Consider the following 20,328-nt stretch of genomic DNA (forward strand, 5'->3'; position numbering starts at 1 on the left):
CTGGGTCCCCACCGAGTGGCCGAAGGCGCCGCCGACGGTCGAGGACAGGGGGGTCTCTGCCGAACGGCGGGGCCTGTCCGAGAGGTTGCGCGCAGGCGCGACCAGTGGTTGTCGCTCGGGGGTGATCGCCGGTGATGCGGGCGCAGTCGCGTCCGCGACGCGGGCGCTCCTTCCCGAGGACGTAGCACTTCTCCCATCCCTGCCCGGCTGAGCCGTAAGGCGCAGTGAGGGCCGGAGATGTACGTCCGAGAAGGAGGAAAGTCATGGAATCCGTGGCTCGTGGCGGAACCAGGTGGAAGCGGTTCGCCGTGGTCATGGTGCCGAGCGTCGCGGCGACTGCCGCGATAGGCGTCGCCCTCGGGCAGGGCGCGCTCGCGGCATCGTTCAGTGTGTCGGGTCAGTCGTTCAAGGTGTCGGCCGACCAGCTCGACGGCAAGGGTCTGGTCCAGTACGGCGGCGTCGACGTCGGCGTCGACATGGAGGGCAAGAAGGCTCTCCACCCCGTCTCTGTCTCGGCGTTCAAGACCGCCAAGATCACCAACATGTGCCAGTCCGTGGTCTCCCACGTGCCGGTGCTCGGTGACATCACGCTCCAGCTGAGGGCGGGCGGCGAAGGCAGCAAGCCCGTCGAGGCCGAGAACCTCTACATCGACGTCGCGCAGCTCGACGCCGATGCCGAGTTCCGCGGCCTCAACATCGGTGTCGCCGCCGGTCAGTCCACCAAGGGCCCCGGCATGAAGGGCGGCAAGGAGCAGGCGAACCCGAACGGCTTCGCGCAGGAGGCCGACCGGGCCATCCTCAGCAACATCGAGCAGACGGCGTGGGCGACCAGCGCCGGCACCTTCAAGTTGAGCGGTCTCCACATGAAGCTGCACAAGGGCAAGAAGGAGTGCTTCTAGGCACTCGCCCAGTCCTGCGGCCCTCGGTATCGGTTCCGATCCCGGGTTGCCGTCGGCTTGCTGGCCCGGCGGGCGCGGAGTCCTACGTCTCCCCGCCCGCCACCACAGATCCGCACTGAATTTCACGTACCGCCGGTTCCAAGGAGCTGTTGTCCCATGAGCGCCGTGACAGAGGGGCCGAACGACCACTTCCTCACGATCCACCGGAGGAAGTTCAAGGCCTGGCGCGGTGGCCGGCCCTTCTGGGCGGGCCTCCTGACGATCCTCGGCGGCCTGCCGATCGCCTATCTGCCGTACGGCAACATCAAGCTCGGCAACCTGACGCTCGCCATGGCCACCACCGCCGGGGCGGGTTCGTTGATCATCGGCGTCCTGCTGATCGTGCTCGGCCTCACCATGTGGTTCCAGCAGCACTCGCGGGTCTTCGCGGGTGTCGCCGCGATTCTCCTCGCGCTGGTCTCCCTGGTGGTGTCCAACATCGGCGGATTCCTCGTCGGGTTCCTGCTCGCGCTGATCGGCGGTGCGCTCGGCATCTCCTGGGCTCCGGCCGGGGACGAGGGCGGCCGGGGTGCCCACCGGAGCCGCGACTCCGAAGGGCCCGCCACGGACGACGACCGGGCGGAGCCCGCCGTGAACGGTGCGCTCGACGACCTGACAGGAACGGGCTCGATGAACCAGACGAACGGGAGGCACCGTGCCGGGTGACGAGGTGCAGTACGAGGGCACCGAGGCTGGTTCCCGTAACCGAACCGGGCCGCGGCACGCCGCCCCGAAGAAGCCGCTCATCACGCGGCTGAACATGCCCGCAGGCAAGGCGATAGCCATTGCCGCCATGCCCACCAGCCTGCTCATGGGCATGGGGCTGACCCCGACGCTCGCGCACGCCAAGCCCGTGCCCGACAACCCGTTCAGGGACGGCCCCTGTGTCACGGCGCCGGACAAGGACGCGGACGAGGCGGAGAAGGACAAGAAGGCCGAGCAGGAGAAGAAGGCCGGGAAGGCCGAGAAGGACGAGGCGAAGGAGCCCACTCCGTCGCCGTCCGCGGACGGGAAGGACCAGGGCGACGAGCCCGAGCCGTCCCCGTCCGACTCCTCCGGTGACAAGGCCGGCGAGCCGGAGCCCGAGCCGTCCCCGTCCGAGAGCAAGAACCCGCTCGACCCGCTGGGTGTCGGCGACGCGCTCAAGGACATCTTCACGCCGGACGAGAAGGAGTCCGAGGAGCCTGCCCCGGAGCCCTCCGCCTCGCAGGACGCGAAGTCCGAGGGCGGGAAGAGCGACGTCACGGACCCGGTGAAGGACACCGTCGAAGGCGCCAAGGACACGGTCGGCAAGGTCACCGACGGGGCGAAGGACGCGGCGGACCAGGCCAAGGACACGGCCGACAAGCTGAAGCCCTCGGCCGAGGACACGGACCCGCTCGCGCCGGACGCGGACGGCAAGAAGCCGTTCCCGTGCGTCGAGGAGAAGAAGGTCGCGGGCGACGACGAGGTCCCGCCGGCGCCGATCCCGGACCAGCCCTGGTACCTGAACGCGAGCTCGCTCACGCTGAAGGGCGCCGACTACCAGGGCGTCGTCAACCTCACCACCGCGGGCGGCAAGAAGAAGCAGGCGCTGAAGTACGTCGTCAAGGACGGCACGGACATCGGGGACCTGCACCAGACGGTCAAGGGTCCGGGCGGCGAGACGTACCACATCAAGTCCGCCAAGGGCGCCACGTCCACCATCCGCGGCGGCGAGACGATCCTCTACACCGAGCGGATCTCCGGGAAGTTGTTCGGCCTGATCCCGATCACCTTCGATCCGGAGCACCCGCCGCCGCTGAACATCCCGCTGATCTACTTCAAGGACGTCGAGGTGGTCCAGGCCGCGCAGTTCGGCGGCACCCTCAAGGTGCCGGGGTTCCACCAGGAGATCACCAAGTGAGCTGATCCGGCCACGCGTCGCGTACGAAGAGGGCGCCCCCTTCCTTCCGGAAAGGGGCGCCCTCTTCGTACGTATGCGGGGAGCGTCAGGCGCTCTCGCCGCCCAGGTGGTGGACCCGGACCATGTTGGTGGTGCCGGGGACGCCGGGGGGCGAACCGGCGGTGATGATCATCGTGTCGCCGGCGTTGAAGCGCTTCAGCTTGAGCAGCTCGGCGTCGACCAGGTCGACCATCGCGTCGGTGTTGTCGACGTGCGGCACGAGCCGGGACTCCACGCCCCAGCTCAGCGAGAGCTGGTTGCAGGTCTCCTGCTCGGAGGTGAAGGCCAGGATCGGCTGCGCGGCGCGGTAGCGGGACAGGCGGCGCGCGGTGTCACCGGACTTGGTGAAGGCGACGAGCGACTTGGCGTCCAGGAAGTCCGCGATCTCGCAGGCGGCCCGGGCCACCGAACCACCCTGCGTACGCGGCTTCTTGCCCTGGACGAGCGGCTGGAGGCCCTTGGAGAGGAGCTCCTCCTCGGCGGCCTGGACGATCTTCGACATGGTCTTGACCGTCTCGATCGGGTACGCGCCCACGCTCGACTCGGCCGACAGCATCACCGCGTCCGCGCCGTCCAGGATCGCGTTGGCCACGTCGGAGGCCTCGGCGCGCGTGGGGCGGGAGTTGGTGATCATCGACTCCATCATCTGGGTCGCCACGATCACCGGCTTGGCGTTGCGGCGGCACATCTCCACGAGCCGCTTCTGCACCATCGGGACCTTTTCGAGCGGGTACTCGACGGCCAGGTCGCCGCGGGCCACCATGACCGCGTCGAAGGCCGCGACGACAGCCGCCATGTTGGCGACCGCCTGCGGCTTCTCCACCTTGGCGATGACGGGGACGCGGCGGCCCTCCTCGTCCATCACCTTGTGGACGTCCTTGACGTCGTCGGCGTCACGTACGAAGGACAGGGCGACCATGTCGCAGCCCATCCGCAGCGCGAACCGCAGGTCCTCGACGTCCTTCTCCGACAGGGCGGGGACGTTCACGGCCGCGCCGGGCAGGTTGATGCCCTTGTGGTCGGAGATGACACCGCCCTCGATGACGATCGTCCTGACCCTGGGGCCGTCGACGTCGGTCACCTTGAGCTCGACGTTGCCGTCGTTGATGAGGACCTGGTCGCCCTTGGCGACGTCACCCGGCAGGCCCTTGTAGGTCGTACCGCAGAGGGACTTGTCGCCCGGGACGTCCTCGGTGGTGATGGTGAACTCGTCACCGCGCACCAGCTCGACGGGGCCCTCGGCGAAGGTCTCCAGACGGATCTTGGGGCCCTGGAGGTCGGCGAGGACACCGACGGCTCGGCCCACGTCCTTGGCGGCCTCGCGCACCCGGTCGTAACGCTCCTGGTGCTCCGCGTGGGTGCCGTGGCTGAAGTTGAAGCGGGCCACGTTCATCCCGGCCTCGATGAGCGCTTTCAGCTGCTCGTACGAGTCGACGGCGGGGCCCAGAGTGCAGACGATTTTGGAACGGCGCATGAGGCGGATCCTATCGGTTTGTTTCGCTAAGGAATATTCCATCTGGCGGAAACTACAAATGGGCGGTGCTGTGCTCAGTCGTTGCGTTCGGCTGCCTGTTTTGCCACGAGTGCGTAGGTCTGCCGGGCGATCTCCAGCTCCTCGTCGGTGGGAACCACGGCGACGGCGACCCGCGCGTACTCGGGTGAGATGACCCGGGGCTCGTCCGAGCGCGCCGCGTTGAGCTCACCGTCGACCGCCAGGCCCAGCTCCTCCAGGCCCGCGACCGCAGCCTCGCGCACCGGCGCCGCGTTCTCGCCGACCCCGGCCGTGAACGCGATCGCGTCCACCCGGCCGAGCACCGCGTAGTAGGAGCCGATGTACTTCTTCAGCCGGTGGATGTAGATGTCGAAGGCGAGCCGCGCCTCCTGGTCGCCCTCGTCGATCCGACGGCGGATCTCCCGCATGTCGTTGTCGCCGCACAGGCCGGTCAGGCCCGACTTCTTGTTCAGCAGGACGTCGATCTCGTCCGCCGACATCTTCCCCACCCGCATCAGATGGAAGATGACCGCAGGGTCGACGTCCCCTGAACGCGTCCCCATCACCAGGCCCTCCAGCGGCGTCAGGCCCATCGACGTGTCCACGCACACCCCGCCGCGCACCGCCGACGCCGAGGCGCCGTTGCCCAGGTGAAGCACGATGACGTTGACGTCCTCCGGCGCCCTGCCGAGGAGTTCGGCCGTCTTGCGCGAGACGTACGCGTGCGAGGTGCCGTGGAAGCCGTAGCGGCGGATGCGGTGCTCGTCGGCGGTCTTCACGTCGATCGCGTAGCGCGCCGCCGACTCCGGCATCGTGGTGTGGAACGCCGTGTCGAAAACCGCCACCTGCGGCAGGTCGGGGCGCAGCGCCATCGCCGTACGGATGCCCGTCAGGTTGGCCGGGTTGTGCAGCGGCGCCACCGGGATGAGCCGCTCCACCTCCGCCAGGACCGCGTCGTCGATCACCGTCGGCTGCGTGAAGGTCTGGCCGCCGTGCACCACCCGGTGCCCGATCGCGGCCAGTTCGGGAGAGTCCAGGCCGAGCCCGTCGTGCGACAGCTCCGCGGCGACCGCCTTCAGCGCCTCGTCGTGGTCGGCGATCGGCCGGTTCTGCTCCCGGGGCTCCGCGCCTGTGCCGAGCGGGGTGTGCTTGAGCCGGGAGGTCTCCTCGCCGATGCGCTCCACCAGGCCCATGGCCAGGCGGGAGTTGTCGCGCATGTCGAGGAGCTGGTACTTCACCGACGAGGAGCCGGAGTTGAGGACGAGGATGCGGGTCGCGGTCACGGGTACTGCTTTCGGTGAGGGGTCAGTTGGCGGGCGTCTGGGCCTGGATCGCCGTGATGGCGACGGTGTTCACGATGTCCCCGACGAGCGCGCCGCGGGACAGGTCGTTCACCGGCTTGCGCAGGCCCTGGAGGACCGGGCCGACGGCGATCGCGCCGGCCGAACGCTGCACGGCCTTGTAGGTGTTGTTGCCGGTGTTGAGGTCCGGGAAGATCAGCACGGTCGCCTGGCCCGCGACCTCGGACTCCGGAAGCTTGGTGCGGGCCACCGAGGGCTCCACGGCCGCGTCGTACTGGATCGGGCCCTCGATCCTCAGGTCAGAGCGCTGCCCGCGGACCAGCTCGGTGGCCTCGCGCACCTTGTCGACGTCGGCGCCCGAACCGGACGTGCCCGTCGAGTACGAGAGCATCGCGACCTTCGGGTCCACGTCGAACTGCCGGGCCGTGGTCGCCGACTGGACGGCGATGTCGGCGAGCTGCTCGGCGTTCGGGTCCGGGTTGACCGCGCAGTCGCCGTACACGAGGACTTCGTCGGCGAGGCACATGAAGAAGACCGAGGAGACGATCTTCGCGTCCGGCTTCGTCTTGATGATCTCGAAGGCCGGGCGGATCGTCGCCGCCGTCGAGTGCACCGAGCCGGACACCATGCCGTCGGCCAGGCCGTCCTGCACCATCAGCGTGCCGAAGTAGTTCACGTCCGCGACCACGTCGTGCGCCAGCTCCACGGTGACGCCCTTGTGGGCGCGCAGCGCCGCGTACTGCTCGGCGAACTTCTCGCGCAGCTCCGAGGTCTGCGGGTCTATCAGCTGCGAGTCGGCGAGGTCGATGCCGAGGTCCGCGGCCTTCTTGCGGATCACCTCGGTGTCGCCGAGCAGCGTCAGGTCGCACACCCCGCGGCGAAGGAGGACGTCGGCGGCGCGCAGCACGCGCTCCTCGGTGCCCTCCGGCAGGACCACGCGGCGGCGGTCGGAGCGGGCCTGCTCGATCAGCTTGTGCTCGAACATCATCGGCGTGACCCGGCCGCTGCGGGACACCTCCAGGCGGTTCAGCAGGCCCGAGGTGTCGACGTGCCGCTCGAAGAGGCCGAGCGCGGTCTCCGCCTTGCGGGGCGTCGCGGCGTTCAACTTGCCTTCCAGGGCGAAGAGTTGGCCCGCCGTCGGGAAGGAGTTGCCGGTCACCGAGATCACCGGCGTACCCGGCGCGAGCCGCGAGGCCAGGCGCAGGATCTCCTCGCTGGGCCGCTCGTTCAGGGTGAGGAGGACCCCCGCGATGGGCGGCGTACCGGCGCTGTGCGCGGCGAGCGCCCCCACCACCAGGTCGGCCCGGTCCCCGGGCGTCACGACCAGGCAGCCCGGGGTCAGTGCGCCCAGGAAGTTCGGCAGCATCGCACCGCCGAAGACGAAGTCGAGCGCGTCCCGGGCGAGACCCGAGTCGTCGCCCAGCAGAACCGTTCCGCCGAGGGCGTGCGTGATCTGCGCGACGGTCGGCGCGGACAGGGCGGGCGCGTCCGGCAGGACGTAGCAGGGCACCGGGAGCTGGGACGCGAGCCCCTCGGCGATCGCGTCCCGGTCCTCGGGCGCGACCCGGTTGACCGCCATCGCGAGGACCTCGCAGCCCAGACCCTCGTACGCGCGGTACGCGTTGCGGGCCTCGGCGCGCACGGACTCCGCGGTCTGCTTCCGGCCGCCCACGACCGGCAGCACCCAGGCGCCGAACTCGTTGGCCAGGCGGGCGTTCAGGGACAGCTCGTCGGGCAGCTGGGTGTCGGCGAAGTCGGTGCCGAGGACGAGCACCACCTCGTAGTCCCTGGCCACCTCGTGGAAGCGGTCGACCAGCTGCGAGACCAGCTCGTCGGTGCCCCGCTCGGCCTGCAGCGCGGACGCCTCGTGGTAGTCCATGCCGTACACCGACGCCGGGTCCTGGCTCAGCCGGTAGCGGGCCCGCAGCAGGTCGAAGAGCCGGTCGGGACCGTCGTGCACGAGCGGACGGAACACCCCCACCCGGTCGACCTGACGGGTCAGGAGCTCCATGACTCCCAGCTCCACTACCTGGCGGCCGTCGCCGCGGTCGATCCCGGTCACGTACACGCTGCGCGTCACGCGTGCTCTCCGTTTCGTCGCTCGTTCGTCGCTCACTTGTGCGTCTCGGTCCCCGCGTACGAAGAACATGCCACGAGGACTCGTACGCGGAGACCGAGACAAGGCTCTACAAAAATACTCGATATGGTGGGGATGCCCTCTTGACAATACCCCTGCGGGTGGATAAAGCGCCCGCCGGACCAAGGGCCCGACCGAGCCGGGGCCAAGGGCCCGCGCGGGCAGCCGCGAGGGCAGCCGCGGGGCGCCGTTTCCCCTGGAGTACGGGAAGGGGCGTGCCCCGGATGCCCGTGGAACAATCGAGAACCGGCTCATGCGTACGACTACGGAGCAGGAGACACAGCACGATGCGTATCGGAGTTCTCACCGCAGGCGGCGACTGCCCCGGCCTGAACGCAGTGATCCGGTCGGTCGTGCACCGCGCCGTCACCAACTTCGGCGACGAGGTGATCGGCTTCGAGGACGGGTACTCGGGCCTCCTCGACGGCCGCTACCGCGCCCTCGACCTGAACGCGGTCAGCGGCATCCTGGCCCGCGGCGGCACCATCCTCGGCTCCTCCCGCCTGGAGCGCGACCGCTTCCGCGCGGCCTGCGACAACGCCAAGGAACTCATCGAGAAGAGCGGCTTCGACGCGCTCATCCCGATCGGCGGCGAGGGCACCCTGACCGCCGCCCGCATGCTGACGGACGCCGGAGTGCCGGTGGTCGGCGTGCCGAAGACCATCGACAACGACATCTCCGCCACCGACCGCACCTTCGGCTTCGACACCGCCGTCGGCGTCGCCACCGAGGCCATGGACCGCCTCAAGACCACCGCCGAGTCGCACCAGCGCGTGATGGTCGTCGAGGTGATGGGGCGGCACGCCGGCTGGATCGCCCTGGAGTCCGGCATGGCGGCGGGCGCGCACGGCATCTGCCTCCCGGAGCGCCCGTTCGACCCCGCCGACCTGGTGAAGATGGTCGAGGAACGCTTCGCGCGCGGCAAGAAGTTCGCCGTCGTCTGCGTCGCCGAGGGCGCCCACCCGGCCGACGGCACGATGGACTACGGCAAGGGCGCCATCGACCAGTTCGGCCACGAACGCTTCCAGGGCATCGGCACCGCCCTCGCCCACGAACTGGAGCGGCGCCTCGGCAAGGAGGCCAAGCCGGTCATCCTCGGCCACGTCCAGCGCGGCGGCGTCCCCACCGCGTACGACCGGGTCCTCGCCACGCGCTTCGGCTGGCATGCCGTCGAGGCCGCGCACCGCGGGGAGTTCGGGCACATGACGGCGCTGCGCGGCACGGACGTCCGGATGGTCCCGCTCGCCGAGGCCGTCACCGAACTGAAGACGGTGCCGGAGTGGCGGATGGCCGAGGCCGAGTCGGTGTTCTGACCCTGCTGCGTACGGACGCGCGCGAGCCCCTGGCCCCCACAGACCGGGGGCTCGCGCGCGCCGTGCTCGGGGGAGGTCAGCCCTCCCGGTCACGCACCGCCGACCAGAACTCCTGCACGATCCGGTCCAGGAAGTCCCGCCCGGAGTTCTCGTCCCCGGCCTCCATGCCGGACCAGCTCAGCGTGGCCACCATCCGCGCGTGGTACTCGCCGTGCAGCCCGTCGAGCACCGCCTCCACCGTGGCCTTCGGCAGCGGTACCAGCTTGGTCACCGGGCGGACATAGCCCTCCCAGCGGGCCGTGACCGCGCTGCGCAGCAGGTCGGCGAGTTTCTCCTCGCGGCCCGTGACCGTGATGAAGTCCCGCACCCCGAGCGCGAGCACCTCGGCGAGCGCCGCCGACTGCCGCTCGTTGCCCCGCCACCGGCCGCTCTCCTCCATCCGCAGATACGCGTCGTGTTCGAGGCCCACCTCGCGGGCCACGTCCTGCGTGGCGAGCCCGCAGGAGATCCGGTGCTCCCGCAAGGTCGTCGCGGCGCCCAGGAGCTCACCCGGCCCGCACCACAACGCCCCGGCGAGCGCGGTGAGTTCGGCCGATGTGGGCACACTCCGGCCGCGCTCCCAGTCGGCCACGGTGTCCGGTGTGACGTACGACAGTCCGTAACTGGCCCGCAGGCTGTACGCGACATGGCCGTGGGCCATCCCGAGCGCCTCACGCAGCCGCCGGGCAGCAAGATTGTTGAAGGGCGGCGTGGCGCCTGCAGCCTGGCTCTGATGCACGCGGTCACGTTAGAACGCTACTCAACGGTCGCCTACGGTGCGTTCACCCAGGATTACGGGGCGCGCACTCGTCGTAGGAAGGTCCTAGTAACGGCTTGCTACTCGGAGGTCCTCACCCCTTGACCGCACCGCCGAGCGCGAAGCCGCCGCCCAGGCGGCGGGCGATCAGGATGTAGAGGAGCAGGACCGGGGTGGAGTAGATGATCGAGAACGCCGCGAGCTGGCCGTAGACCACCGTGCCGCGGTTGCCGAAGAAGTCGTTGATGCTGACCGAGGCCGGCATCTGCTCGGGGGAGAGCAGCAGCATGAACGGGACGAAGAAGTTGCCCCACATCATCACGAACGAGTAGACCGTCACGACGGCGATGCCGGGCCCCATCAGGGGCAGCACGACCCGCAGCAGGGACTGGAACGGGGACGCCCCGTCCGTCCAGGCCGCCTCCTCCAGCTCCTTCGGCACGCCGTCCATGAAGTTCTTCATCAGCCATACAGCGAACGGCAGTTGGGACGCCGCGAAGAACAGGATCGTGCCGTGCATCGTGTCGATCAGTTCCACCTGGACGAACATCGCGTACACGGGGACCATGATCGCCGTGATCGGCAGACACGTCGCGAAAAGGACCGTCGCCAGGAAGGCCCGGCCCGTGCGGGAGCGGTAGCGGGACAGCGGGTACGCCGCGAGGGCCGCGCACGCGACCGTCAGGAGGGTGGCGCCGCCGCACAGGATCAGGCTGTTGAGCAGCGGCGTGAACGTCACGTCGGGGACGAGCACCGCGTCGAAGTTGGCGAAGGTGAACTCATCCGGCACCTTCACCCGCAGATCGGCGTCGGCGTCCACGGCGGAGAGCAGCACCCAGGCCAGCGGCAGGACGAACGCGGCCGCCACGGCGAGGAGCGCCACGTCGGCCGTGAGTCTCCGGGTCGTACGCCGGGCGGCCAGGGTCGGCTTCATCGCGTCGGACACTCAGGCCTCCGTGCGCAGCAGGCGCATGTAGACGAGGGAGAACAGCGAGCCGACCACGAGCAGCAGCAGCGCCACCGCCGTCGCGTAGCCGATCATGCTGTTCTGGAAGGCCTGCTCGTACATGTAGAGCGGCAGGGTCTGGCTGCGGTTGCCGGGGCCGCCGCGGGTCATCACCCAGATCAGGCCGAACACCGACAGGGTCTGCAGGGTGTTGAGCATCAGGTTGGTGCCGATGGAGCGGCGGATCATCGGCAGCGTGATGTGCCACATGCGCCGCCAGCCGCCCGCGCCGTCCACCTCGGCGGCCTCCGTGACCTCTTTCGGGATCTCGTTCAGGGCCGCCGAGTACACCAGCATCGAGAACGCCGTGCCCCGCCACACGTTCGCGAACGACACCGCCAGGATCGGCAGCGTGAACATCCAGTTCTGGGACGGGAGATGGAGCCAGTCGAGGACCGCGTTCAGGGTGCCCTCGCGGCGGAAGAACGCGTAGAGGAGAAAGCCCGCGACCACCTCGGGCAGCACCCACGCCACCACCACGATCCCGCCGGTCAGCGTGCGCACCGGCCTGGACGCGCGCCGCATCAGGGCCGCGAGCGTGAGGCCGAGCGTGTTCTGCCCGATCAGGGACGAGACCACGGTGAACACCAGCGTCAGCCAGACCGCGTTGAGGAAGTCCTCGTCACCGAAGGCCTTCGTGAAGTTCTCCAGGCCGACGAACGACGACTCCGCCTGACCCGTCAACTGCAGGTCCGTGAAGGCGAGATAGACGCAGTAGCCGATCGGGCCCGCCAGGAACAGCAGCAGCAGGACCACGCCGGGCGAGGCGGGCAGGGCCCGCGCCAGCATGCGGCGCGGGCCGGGGGAGGTGGGGCCGGTCGGCGCGGTCGGGCCGGGGGAGGGTGCCTTGGCGGCCGGTGGGGCAGCGGTCACTTCTTGACCACTTCACCGTTCGTCACGGAGTCCAGCTCCTCGTCGTACCCCTTCGCGGCCTCGGCCACCGAGGCGTCCCCGGTCGTCACGCCCTCCATCGCCTCCTGGATGGCCGTCGACACCTTCGGGTACGCGGGATACGCCGGGCGGTAGTGCGTGTACTCCACCAGGTCCGTGAAGAACTTGATGCCCGGCTGCGCCTTCACGTACGCCGGGTCTGCGGCGACGTCCTCGCGGACCGCGATGCCCGAGTTGGCGACGTACCACTTCTGCGCGTTCGCCTTGGTCTGCATCGTCTCGATGAACTCGAAGGCCAGGTCCGGGTTGGCCGCCTTCGACGGGACCGCCCACGTCCAGCCGCCGGACATGCTCACCTTGCCGGGCGCCTGGCCGTGCTGCGTCGGCATGTGCGCGAGGCCCAACTCCTTCGACCACTCCGGCCATTCGTGCCCCGCCCCGGCCAGCCAGTCCTGCGGCAGCCACGAGCCGTCCAGGTTGATGGCCAGCTTGCCCTCGGGCATCAGCTCGCCGCGGGCGCGGGTGCCGATGTTCGGGTCGAGCGCGTCGGAGACCTCGGGGCCGAGCTTCTCCTTGTAGACGGTCTCCACGAACTCCAGCGAGTCCTTGAAGCCCTTGCCGCCCGCGATCCACTTCTTCGCGTCCGGGTCGTAGAGCGGGTCCTCGCCCGTGCCGTAGAGCAGCATCTCGAAGCCCTGCATCGTGGCCATCTCACCGGCGGGCTTGCCCGTGTAGACGTTCAGCGGGATGACGCCCGGGACCTTCTTCTTGATCGTGCGGGCCGCGTCCAGGATCTCCGCCCAGTTCTTCGGCTGCCAGTCCTCGGGCAGGCCCGCCTTCTTGAAGATGTCCTTGCTGAACCAGAGAGCCCGCGTGTCCGTCCCGTCCGGCACGCCGTACGTCTTGCCGTCCTCGCCCTTGGCCGCCGACTTCGCGGTGTCGACGAACTGGTCCCAGTCCTTCCACTTCTTCAGATACGGGTCCAGGGGCTTCAAGTACCCGCTTGTGATGTCCGAGTTGATGAGGAACGTGTCCTCGTACACGAGGTCGGGAGCGGTCTTCGGGGAGCGCAGCATCTGCTGCAGCTTCGTGTAGTACTCCGAGTCCGGCGCCTTGATCGGGACCAGCTTCACCTTTTTGCCCGGATGCGCCTTCTCGAACTGCTTCTTCATCTCGCCCAGGTACTTGTCCATCACCCGGATCTGGTTGTCCGTGGACTGCTTGTACGAGACCTTCACGACATCCGGGTCGCTCTCCGCGCCCCCACCGCAGGCGGTGAGCGTGGCGGCGGCGAACACGGCGGCGGCGGTGAGGAGCACGGGAGCGCTGGGGCGGGGCACGGCACGACCTCCTACGAGCCATACGTGACCGGGCGGCCTTGGCGGGCGCCTTCGCTGGCTGCCCGGTGAACGTAAGGCGACGCTCCGAGGCTGGTCAATGCCCGTGCGTAGGGGGTCCGAGGTTCCGTGACAACGTTGTTATTGCGCGCGCTGTACGAGGCCTCCGGCCCGGGTGCCGCCCAGCCGCCCAGCCGCCCAGCCGCCCAGCCGCTCAAGCGTTCAGCCGTTCAGCCGCTCAGCCAGCGGTAGTGCAGCTCCGGGCGGCCGACCTGGCCGTACTGCGGGCTGCGCGCCGCCCGGCCGGACGTCACCAGGTGCTCCAGATAGCGGCGGGCCGTGATCCGCGACAGACCCGCCGCGGCCGCCGCGGCCGTAGCCGTCAGGCCCTCCGGCGAGGCCGCCCGCAACGTCTGCGTGACCCGATCGAGGGTCGGCGCGCTCAAGCCCTTGGGCAGCGCGACCGGCCCCGGCGAACGCAGCGTCGCGAGCGCCCGGTCCACCTCGGCCTGACTGTCCGCCTCCCCGGCCGCGCCCCGGAACTCCGCGTACCGCACGAGCCGGTCCCGCAGCGTGGCGAACGTGAACGGCTTCAGGACGTACTGCACGACCCCGAGCGAGACACCCTCGCGCACGATCGTCAGATCACGCGCCGACGTCACCGCGATCACATCGGCCTGATGCCCCGCCGCCCGCAGGGAACGCGCCAGCTGCAGACCGTGGCCGTCCGGCAGATACAGGTCGAGCAGCAGCAGGTCCACCTCGGTCCGGTCGAGCACCCGGCGCGCCTCGGCGCCCGAGTGGGCCTTGCCGACCGTACGGAATCCGGGCACCCGGTCCACGTACTGGACGTGCGCGTCCGCCGCCACCGGGTCGTCCTCGACGACGAGCACCCGGATCGCGGGCGCGGAGTCCTCGGCTCCGGTCATGCGGGCCCCTCTCCGGTCATGCGGGCCCCTCTCCGGTCATGCGGGCCCCTCTCCGGTCATGCGGGCCCCTCTCCGGTCATGCGGACACGTCCTGGATCCTGGATCCTGGATCACGCCTCGGCTCCCGGTGGCCGCCCCTCTCGCCTCTCGCCGCAGCGGCAGCCGTACGGCGAACTCCGCGCCGCCGTCCGCGGAGGCGGTCACCTCGACCGAGCCGCCGTGCCGGTGGACCGTCTGCCGGACCAGGGCCAGGCCGAGGCCGCGCCCCGGGCCTTTGCCGGACCAGCCGCGCCGGAACACATCCGCGTCCGCGGGTATGCCGGGCCCGTTGTCGCCGACCCGGAGGAGCAGCTCCGCTTCGGCGGCGCGCGCGGTTACCGTAACCCGCCCGCCCGGTGTGCCGGTCGCCGCGTCCACCGCGTTGTCGATCAGATTGCCCAGGACCGTCACCAGGTCACGGGTCGGCAGCGAGTCCGGAAGCAGCCCGTCGTCCATCCGGCTGTCCTCGGACACCACCAGCTCCACTCCGTGCTCGTTGGCCTGCGCCGCCTTGCCGAGCAGCAGCGCCGCGAGCACCGGCTCACCCACGGACGTCACCACCTGGTCGGTCAGCGCCTGCGCCAGCTCCAGCTCCGCCGTCGCGAACTCCACCGCCTCGTCGGCGCGGCCCAGCTCGATCAGCGAGACCACGGTGTGCAGCCGGTTCGCCGCCTCGTGCGCCTGCGAGCGCAGGGCCTGTGTGAACCCCCGCTCGTGGTTCAACTCCCCCGTCAGCGCCTGCAGTTCGGTGTGGTCCCGCAGCGTGACGACGGTGCCGCGCCGCTCGCCCCCGGACACCGGCGAGGTGTTGAGCACGACCACCCGGTCGCCGGTCAGATGCACCTCGTCGACCCGCGGCTCGGCGGCGAGCAGCGCCCCCGTCAACGGCGTCGGCAGCCCCAGATCCGCGACGCCCCGGCCGACCGCGTCCTCACCGAGCCCGAGCAGTTCCCGCGCGCCGTCGTTGATCAACGCGATCCGCCGCTGCCCGTCCAGCATCAGCAGCCCCTCGCGTACCGCGTGCAGCGCCGCCTGGTGGTACCCGTGCATCTGCGACAGCTCGGCCGCGTTCATCCCGTGCGTATGGCGGCGAAGGCGCGCGTTCACCACGTACGTGCCGAGCCCGCCGAGCGCGAGCGCGGCCGCCGCGACGCCGACGAGCGCGGTCAGCTGGTCCCGTACCTGCTGGGTGATTTCCTTGATCGTGATGCCCGCACTGACCAGGCCCACGATCCGCCCCCGGTCCTCGATCGGCGTCACCACCCGCACGGAAGGACCGAGCGTCCCGGTGTACGTCTCGTGGAACGTGCGGCCGTCCAGGGCGGGCCCGATGTGGCCGAGGAACCTGGCGCCGATGTTCTCCGGCGTCGGATGCGTCCAGCGGATCCCCCGCGGATTCATGATCGTCACGAAGTCCACATCGGTGGCCCTGCGCACCTTCTCCGCGTACGGCTGCAACACCCGGCTCGGATCCGCCTCCCGCGCCGCCTCCCGCACCGAGGGCGACTCGGCGACGGCCCGCGCGGTGGCCGCCGCCTGCCGCTCCGCCGCGTCCTCGGCCTGCCGGTGCGCGGTGAGGTACGCGAACACGGCGCACCCGGCCACGACGACCGCCACGAGCACGACCTGCATGGCGAACAGCTGCCCGGCGAGGCTGCGGGGGCGGGGGACGTGGGGGACGTGGGGGATGCGCGGGACGTGGGGGATGCGCGGGACCTGGGGGATTCGGGGCACAGGTCCATGGTGCCTGGTCGTATAAGCACGAACTAAATGAACGCAAGGGTGACCCGGCTCACGGCCGTGGTGGATATTCTCCGGGACCGCTGTCCGGACGTGAGCCGCGTTCTCCCGAGGTGGGCTGGAGCTCTCCCGGCGTCGGCAGGGTCGTCAACAGAGCCGTATGTGCGAGGAGGCACCGTGGCCGCCAAGCGGGACAGAACCCACTTTCTCTATATCGCCGTCATCGGCGCGGTGCTGCTCGGCATTGCCGTCGGTTTCGCCGCGCCGGGCGTCGCGGTGGAGCTGAAGCCGCTCGGTACCGGCTTCGTGAACCTGATCAAGATGATGATCTCGCCGATCATCTTCTGCACCATCGTCCTCGGCGTGGGCTCCGTACGGAAGGCCGCCAAGGTCGGCGCCGTCGGCGGGCTCGCGCTCGGGTACTTCATGGTGATGTCGACCGTCGCCCTCGCCATCGGCCTGGTCGTCGGCAACATCCTGGAGCCCGGCCACGGACTGCAGCTCACCGAGGCCGTACGCGGCGCCGGAGAGGCGCAGGCCGAGGGCGCCTCGGAGTCCACCGCGGACTTCCTGCTCGGCATCATCCCGACCACGATCGTCTCCGCGTTCACCGGCGAGTCGGTCCTGCAGACCCTGCTCGTCGCCCTGCTCTGCGGCTTCGCCCTGCAGGCCATGGGCTCCACGGGTGAGCCGATCATTCGCGGCATCGGGCACATCCAGCGCCTCGTCTTCCGCGTCCTCGGCATGATCATGTGGGCCGCGCCGGTCGGTGCGTTCGGCGCGATCGCCGCGGTCGTCGGCGAGACCGGCCTGGACGCCCTGAAGTCCCTCGCGGTCATCATGATCGGTTTCTACGTCACCTGCGCCCTGTTCGTCTTCGTGGTGCTCGGCACCATCCTGAAGATCTTCACGGGCATCAACATCTTCTCGCTCCTGAAGTACCTGGGCCGCGAGTTCCTGCTGATCGTCTCCACCTCGTCCTCGGAGTCCGCGCTGCCGCGGCTCATCGCGAAGATGGAGCACCTCGGCGTCAGCAAGCCGGTCACCGGCATCACCGTGCCGACCGGCTACTCCTTCAACCTCGACGGCACCGCGATCTACCTGACGATGGCCTCGCTGTTCGTGGCCGAGGCGATGGGCGACCCGCTGTCGCTCGGCGAGCAGATCTCGCTCCTGGTCTTCATGATCATCGCGTCGAAGGGCGCGGCGGGCGTCACCGGCGCCGGTCTGGCCACGCTCGCGGGCGGGCTGCAGTCGCACCGGCCCGAACTGGTCGACGGCGTCGGCCTGATCGTCGGCATCGACCGCTTCATGAGCGAGGCCCGCGCCCTCACCAACTTCGCGGGCAACGCCGTCGCCACGGTCCTCGTAGGCACCTGGACCAAGGAGCTCGACAAGGAGCGCGCCGCGCAGGTCCTCGCCGGACAGCTCCCGTTCGACGAGCGCACCCTGGTCGACGACCACGCGCCCGCCTCGGACGTGGAGCTGCCGGAGCAGGGGGAGAAGGAGCCGGTCAAGGTCTGACCCTCCGCCCCCCGGCCCCTGCGGCCGATGCGCGGCGGGCCGCCCCTGGCGTGGGGCGGCCCGCCGTCGTCGTACTCGGAGCCTCTGCGGATGTGGCGCCCGGCTCAGCTCCCCGTCGCCCCCGGGAACAGTGACGTGAACGGTTCGGTCAGGCCCGCCGCGTCACGGGCCGCCGGGTCGTCGAACTGCCAGACCAGGAACAGCAGGAACGAGATCAGTGCGGTGAACAGGCCGGCCAGGATCAATTCCCGCGTGGAGCGCCGCAGTTGCAGGGCGAAGAGCATGCCGACGCTGACGAGCCCGCCGATGATGAGCCCGAACCACACCGTCCCGCCGAGCGTGGAACCGGAGTCCAGGGCCCGGGTGTTGCGTGCCTCCGCGGCCGCGGTGATCTGGTCGGCGAGGGCGTAGGAGGCGCGGCTCTCGCTGTCGGTGCGGGGCTTGTGGTCGAGTACGGCTCTGCGTACGTCGGTCAGGAGCTGGTCGCCGCGGTCGGTGAGCTCGCCCGAGTCGGTGAAGGAGGGCCACTCCTTCTTGAGGGAGTGCTCGACATACGCGTCGATGCCCGAGCGGATGCGTTCGGCGGTCGGGGCCGGGTAGTCGACGGCGCGCTCGCGGATCTCGTGCAGCGCGAAGGCCTCTGAGCGCACGGTGTCCTCGGCGGCGGCCTTGCCCTCCCAGACGCCGGCGATGGCGAGGCCGAGGACGATCGCGTAGACCACGCCGATCATCATCGTCATGTACTCGATGACGTCCGGGGTGTCGTCCGGGTCCTCGTCGTCGGAGGCCCGGCGGTCGCGCAGGAAAGCGGTGACGATCACGGCGGCACAGGCGGCGGCCATGGCGAGGGCTAGCGCGAGCCAGTTGCTCAACTGAGTTCCCTTCAGGGTCAGTGGTCAGGGGCAGGGGCAGGGGCAGGGGTCAGAGTTCGGGGTGGGTCAGGTGGCCCCGGGCGTTCACGGCGTTCACGGCGTTCACGGCGTTCACGGCGTTCACGGCGTTCACGGCGTTCACGGCGTTCACGGTGTTCAGGAGGAACCGCCGCCGCCCGCACGGCCGATGGCGCCGCCGCCCGCGTTGGCGGCCCCGAACGCGGCGGCGATCACCGCGGGCGCGACCAGCAGCAGGGTCCGGGTGACGGGCGAGCCGCCCTGCGCGTCGGTGCGCTGCGGCCGGGCGCGCGGCGGGGGCGGGAAGAAGGAGGGCGAGGCCGAGGGGGTCGGGCGCGGCGTCTTCGAGGGCTTCGGCGACTCGGGCGGCGGCGGAGGGGGCGCCGGAGTGCTGGGTGCCGGGGGTTCGGGCACGACCCGAGGCGGCCCGGGCTGCGGCTTCGGCGGTGGCTTCGGCCGGGGCTTCGGGGGCGCGGGAGGCGGCGTCGTACGACGACAGGCCCTCCGTACGGCCTCACCGACGTCCTGCTTCCGCGCCACCTCGGCGAGCTCTTCGAGCGGCAGGTCGACACCCGCGTACGCGCAACTGTCCGTACGGGGTCGGTGATCGGCAGCGGACGCGCCCACGGGGGCGGCCAGCAGGAACACGGGCAACAGAGCGGCGGCGGCCACGCGCCGCACGGTCATGACGGTCACATGAGCAGACTGTGCAGCCGGTGGTCCTGCCATGTACCCGCGGAGATCGTTTAGCCCATAGGGGGGACGAGGGCGTGCACGGGGTGGACGGAATTGAGGCGGGCGGGGCGTGTGGGACGAGAACAGGCCCCGTTGCGTGCCCGATTCAGGGCCTGTTCGTATCAATCATTCATTTATCGACATCACTTACGGTGAGGGCTTCGCTCGCGTGGTGACCACGATCGGGGGACGGCATGGCACTGCGTATTCACTTCACGGCGGAGGATCTTGCGCGTACGACGGTGGCCGCGCGCCCGGACATCATGTGGGAGCTGACGCTCAGTCTCCATCAGCTCCAGGCGTCCAGACCGGCCGCACGCTGCCGACCCTGGGTCGGTCACGTACGGGACCGGCTGCGCGGGCGCGGGCGGCTGGACCTGCGGGGCATGCTGAGCCGGCTCACCGTGCTCGTACCGCCGCGCGGCAGCTTTCCGGACTTCCTCACTCCACCGGGCCAGCCACCCTTGGCGGACGGCTTGGAGTTGATCCGCGGCACTCGGCGCCGGGCGCTCGCCGCCGACCTCGCTGCGGTGTTCCGTACCCGTGAACGTCCGCTGTGGGTGCGTCAGTTGGCCGACGGCGACCGGGAGGGCAGGCGCGATCTGGCGCAGGCGCTCGCCGTGTACCACCGTGAGCTGGTCCACCCCTGCCTGGCCGAGCTGGACGAGACGTTGTTCGCGGAGCGTGCGGCGTGCGGGCGGCGCGTCCTGGACGGCGGGGTGGGGCGGTTGCTCGGCACGCTGTCGCCGACGATGCGGTGGGCCTGGCCCGTACTCAGTGCCGACTATCCGGTCGACCGGGACCTGCGTCTCGGCGGGCGGGGCATCACGCTCGTCCCGTCCTACTTCTGCGTGGCCCCGGTGACGCTGATCGACCCGGAGCTGTCGCCGGTGCTCGTCTATCCGGCCCGGGCGGGGGAGCCGGGAGCCCCCGCGGCGGGGGCGCGGGCCCGGACGCGCGCGGCGGTCGACGGCCTGGCCCCGGTGCTCGGGCGCACGCGGGCGCTGGCGATCCGGGCGCTGACTCACCCCTGCTCGACCAGTGAACTCGCCCTGCGCATCGGGGTATCCGCGGCAAGCGCCAGCAGGCACGCGACGGCGCTGCGGGGCGCGGGCCTGGTCACCAGCGCGCGGCTGGGCGGCGAGGTGCTGCATGTGGCCACCCCACTGGGGGCGGAGCTGGTCGGGGTCGGGGTCGGGGTCGGGGTCGGGGTCGGGGCGGGCGGTGCCGGAGGCGAAGGGTCCGTTTGCGTCAGGGTGTAATCCCCTGGCCGGGGCCGGTGCGCCCCCTCTCCCATAGTCATGGCCACACCAAGTGGCGTACCGCAACGGGGAGG

The 20,328-nt window shown here is 70.4% G+C and carries 17 protein-coding genes; 6 read left to right on the top strand and 11 right to left on the bottom strand.

Annotated features, from left to right (window positions below):
- Positions 1 to 263: 263 nt before the first annotated feature.
- From QIT00_RS01450 to QIT00_RS01460, 3 genes are all read left to right on the top strand, one after another.
- Positions 264 to 899: a DUF6230 family protein gene (locus tag QIT00_RS01450; protein ID WP_282533152.1), complete on the top strand. Its 636-nt coding sequence runs from the start codon at positions 264 to 266 to the stop codon at positions 897 to 899.
- Between the two features lie 156 nt (positions 900 to 1,055).
- Positions 1,056 to 1,604: a DUF6114 domain-containing protein gene (locus QIT00_RS01455; protein WP_282533153.1), complete on the top strand. Its 549-nt coding sequence runs from the start codon at positions 1,056 to 1,058 to the stop codon at positions 1,602 to 1,604.
- Positions 1,594 to 2,823: a hypothetical protein gene (locus QIT00_RS01460; RefSeq protein ID WP_282533154.1), complete on the top strand. Its 1,230-nt coding sequence runs from the start codon at positions 1,594 to 1,596 to the stop codon at positions 2,821 to 2,823. The genes QIT00_RS01455 and QIT00_RS01460 overlap by 11 nt, the downstream gene beginning before the upstream one ends.
- 85 nt (positions 2,824 to 2,908) lie before the next feature.
- Here QIT00_RS01460 and pyk read toward each other — a convergent pair whose 3' ends face one another.
- The 3 genes from pyk to pta form a co-directional block, all read right to left on the bottom strand.
- Positions 2,909 to 4,336: a pyruvate kinase gene (gene pyk, locus QIT00_RS01465; protein ID WP_282533155.1), complete on the bottom strand. Its 1,428-nt coding sequence runs from the start codon at positions 4,334 to 4,336 to the stop codon at positions 2,909 to 2,911.
- Positions 4,337 to 4,410: 74 nt separating this feature from the next.
- Positions 4,411 to 5,637 carry an acetate kinase gene (locus tag QIT00_RS01470; RefSeq protein ID WP_282533156.1) on the bottom strand — a complete coding sequence of 409 codons (1,227 nt, stop codon included), beginning with the start codon at positions 5,635 to 5,637 and terminating at the stop codon, positions 4,411 to 4,413.
- Between the two features lie 22 nt (positions 5,638 to 5,659).
- Positions 5,660 to 7,735, bottom strand: coding sequence for a phosphate acetyltransferase (gene pta, locus QIT00_RS01475; RefSeq protein ID WP_282533157.1), 2,076 nt, complete (start codon positions 7,733 to 7,735; stop codon positions 5,660 to 5,662).
- Between the two features lie 344 nt (positions 7,736 to 8,079).
- Between pta and QIT00_RS01480 the strand changes: the two genes are divergently transcribed.
- A complete protein-coding gene (locus QIT00_RS01480; protein ID WP_282533158.1) occupies positions 8,080 to 9,105 on the top strand; it encodes a 6-phosphofructokinase in 1,026 nt (341 codons plus the stop codon).
- Between the two features lie 76 nt (positions 9,106 to 9,181).
- Here the strand turns inward: QIT00_RS01480 and QIT00_RS01485 are convergent, their stop codons facing one another.
- The 6 genes from QIT00_RS01485 to QIT00_RS01510 all read right to left on the bottom strand — a co-directional run bounded on the left by QIT00_RS01485 (position 9,182) and on the right by QIT00_RS01510 (position 15,735).
- Entirely contained in the window at positions 9,182 to 9,883 is a 702-nt protein-coding gene (locus tag QIT00_RS01485; protein WP_282533159.1) for a helix-turn-helix domain-containing protein, read from the bottom strand.
- Positions 9,884 to 9,995: 112 nt separating this feature from the next.
- On the bottom strand, positions 9,996 to 10,835 hold the full coding sequence (locus QIT00_RS01490) for a carbohydrate ABC transporter permease (protein WP_282533231.1): 840 nt from the start codon (positions 10,833 to 10,835) through the stop codon (positions 9,996 to 9,998).
- 12 nt (positions 10,836 to 10,847) lie between these two features.
- Positions 10,848 to 11,780 (bottom strand): carbohydrate ABC transporter permease, encoded by a 933-nt coding sequence (locus QIT00_RS01495; protein ID WP_408909690.1) that lies wholly within the window; start codon positions 11,778 to 11,780, stop codon positions 10,848 to 10,850.
- A complete protein-coding gene (locus QIT00_RS01500) occupies positions 11,777 to 13,138 on the bottom strand; it encodes an extracellular solute-binding protein (protein WP_282533160.1) in 1,362 nt (453 codons plus the stop codon). The genes QIT00_RS01495 and QIT00_RS01500 overlap by 4 nt, the downstream gene beginning before the upstream one ends.
- A gap of 227 nt (positions 13,139 to 13,365) precedes the next feature.
- Positions 13,366 to 14,064 (bottom strand): response regulator, encoded by a 699-nt coding sequence (locus tag QIT00_RS01505; RefSeq protein WP_282533161.1) that lies wholly within the window; start codon positions 14,062 to 14,064, stop codon positions 13,366 to 13,368.
- A 36-nt stretch (positions 14,065 to 14,100) separates the two neighbouring features.
- Positions 14,101 to 15,735: a sensor histidine kinase gene (locus QIT00_RS01510; RefSeq protein WP_282533233.1), complete on the bottom strand. Its 1,635-nt coding sequence runs from the start codon at positions 15,733 to 15,735 to the stop codon at positions 14,101 to 14,103.
- Between the two features lie 285 nt (positions 15,736 to 16,020).
- Between QIT00_RS01510 and QIT00_RS01515 the strand changes: the two genes are divergently transcribed.
- Positions 16,021 to 17,367, top strand: coding sequence for a cation:dicarboxylate symporter family transporter (locus QIT00_RS01515; RefSeq protein WP_282533162.1), 1,347 nt, complete (start codon positions 16,021 to 16,023; stop codon positions 17,365 to 17,367).
- Positions 17,368 to 17,471: 104 nt separating this feature from the next.
- On the opposite strand, the gene QIT00_RS01520 is transcribed toward QIT00_RS01515, so the two are convergent.
- Both QIT00_RS01520 and QIT00_RS01525 read right to left on the bottom strand, forming a co-directional pair.
- Positions 17,472 to 18,239 (bottom strand): bestrophin-like domain, encoded by a 768-nt coding sequence (locus QIT00_RS01520; protein ID WP_282533163.1) that lies wholly within the window; start codon positions 18,237 to 18,239, stop codon positions 17,472 to 17,474.
- A 156-nt stretch (positions 18,240 to 18,395) separates the two neighbouring features.
- Positions 18,396 to 18,953: a hypothetical protein gene (locus tag QIT00_RS01525; RefSeq protein WP_282533164.1), complete on the bottom strand. Its 558-nt coding sequence runs from the start codon at positions 18,951 to 18,953 to the stop codon at positions 18,396 to 18,398.
- A 233-nt stretch (positions 18,954 to 19,186) separates the two neighbouring features.
- On the opposite strand from QIT00_RS01525, the gene QIT00_RS01530 reads away from it, so the two are divergent.
- A complete protein-coding gene (locus QIT00_RS01530) occupies positions 19,187 to 20,254 on the top strand; it encodes a winged helix-turn-helix domain-containing protein (protein ID WP_282533165.1) in 1,068 nt (355 codons plus the stop codon).
- The last annotated feature ends 74 nt before the right edge of the window (positions 20,255 to 20,328 follow it).

The organism is Streptomyces luteolus (assembly GCF_029968015.1).
In the GTDB taxonomy this organism is placed as follows: Bacteria; Actinomycetota; Actinomycetes; order Streptomycetales; family Streptomycetaceae; genus Streptomyces; species Streptomyces luteolus.

Coding starts and splice junctions, on each gene's coding strand:
- QIT00_RS01510 (WP_282533233.1), bottom strand. CDS start 15,735: ATGCAGGTCGTGCTCGTGGCGGTCGTCGTGGCCGGGTGCGCCGTGTTC.
- QIT00_RS01530 (WP_282533165.1), top strand. CDS start 19,187: ATGGCACTGCGTATTCACTTCACGGCGGAGGATCTTGCGCGTACGACG.
- QIT00_RS01480 (WP_282533158.1), top strand. CDS start 8,080: ATGCGTATCGGAGTTCTCACCGCAGGCGGCGACTGCCCCGGCCTGAAC.
- QIT00_RS01490 (WP_282533231.1), bottom strand. CDS start 10,835: ATGAAGCCGACCCTGGCCGCCCGGCGTACGACCCGGAGACTCACGGCC.
- pyk (WP_282533155.1), bottom strand. CDS start 4,336: ATGCGCCGTTCCAAAATCGTCTGCACTCTGGGCCCCGCCGTCGACTCG.
- QIT00_RS01505 (WP_282533161.1), bottom strand. CDS start 14,064: ATGACCGGAGCCGAGGACTCCGCGCCCGCGATCCGGGTGCTCGTCGTC.
- QIT00_RS01455 (WP_282533153.1), top strand. CDS start 1,056: ATGAGCGCCGTGACAGAGGGGCCGAACGACCACTTCCTCACGATCCAC.
- QIT00_RS01450 (WP_282533152.1), top strand. CDS start 264: ATGGAATCCGTGGCTCGTGGCGGAACCAGGTGGAAGCGGTTCGCCGTG.